Source organism: Rhizobacter sp. P3_B12, from assembly GCF_056402895.1.
This window is the reverse complement of sequence record NZ_JBFUGN010001748.1, coordinates 1-570: the sequence shown is the minus strand read 5'-3', so window position 1 is coordinate 570 and position 570 is coordinate 1. Positions and strand designations below refer to the sequence as shown.

The 570-nt window shown below is 76.3% G+C and carries 1 protein-coding gene and 1 pseudogene; both read right to left on the bottom strand.

The genetic code is table 11. The features are described 5' to 3' along the window. Positions 1-306, bottom strand: a 306-nt coding sequence (locus tag AC1D01_RS38025) for a class I SAM-dependent methyltransferase (protein ID WP_477875168.1), incomplete at its 3' end; no start/stop codon positions are given. Further along, positions 303-570, bottom strand: a pseudogene (locus tag AC1D01_RS38020) (SDR family oxidoreductase); the annotation flags it as partial. The gene AC1D01_RS38025 and the pseudogene AC1D01_RS38020, both read right to left, overlap by 4 nt.

The window sequence follows — 570 nt, the reverse complement described above, 5'->3', positions numbered from 1 at the left end:
GGGCAGCAGCGGGCGCCACAGGTAGTTGGTGACGACCACGGCGTCGAAATGGCGCTCGGGCAGCGGCCACGGGCCGGCCTCGATGTCGGCCAGCACCACGTCGGCGATCGGGTGCAGCGCTTCGGTGGCGGCCGCATCGCGGTCGAGCGCGGTCACGTGGCAGCCCCGGCCGGCGAACCAGCGCACATGGCGGCCGCTGCCGCAGGCCACGTCGAGCACGCGCGCGCCCGGCGCGATCAGGTGCGACCAGCGCTGCACCCAGGCCGAGGGGGCAGGGCCGCCATGCGGGCTCAGCGTCGCACTCATTGCGGCCGGGCGTGCTGGCTCAGCGCCYTCAGCGCCAGCCGGTCGATCAGCCGCGGCGCGACCAGCTTCAGCCAGCGGCCGAGCTTGCCCTGCGCCGTCATCACGACGTCGCGCCGGCGCGCCTCGGCGCCTTCGATGATCAGCCGCGCGCAGGTCTCGACCGGCATCGCCGCCGATTCGTCCAGCCCGCTGCGGCCGGCGGCCCGGCCGCTGGCGTCGTAGCCGCGGCGGCGGATCTCGGTGGCCACCACGCCCGGGTAGGCG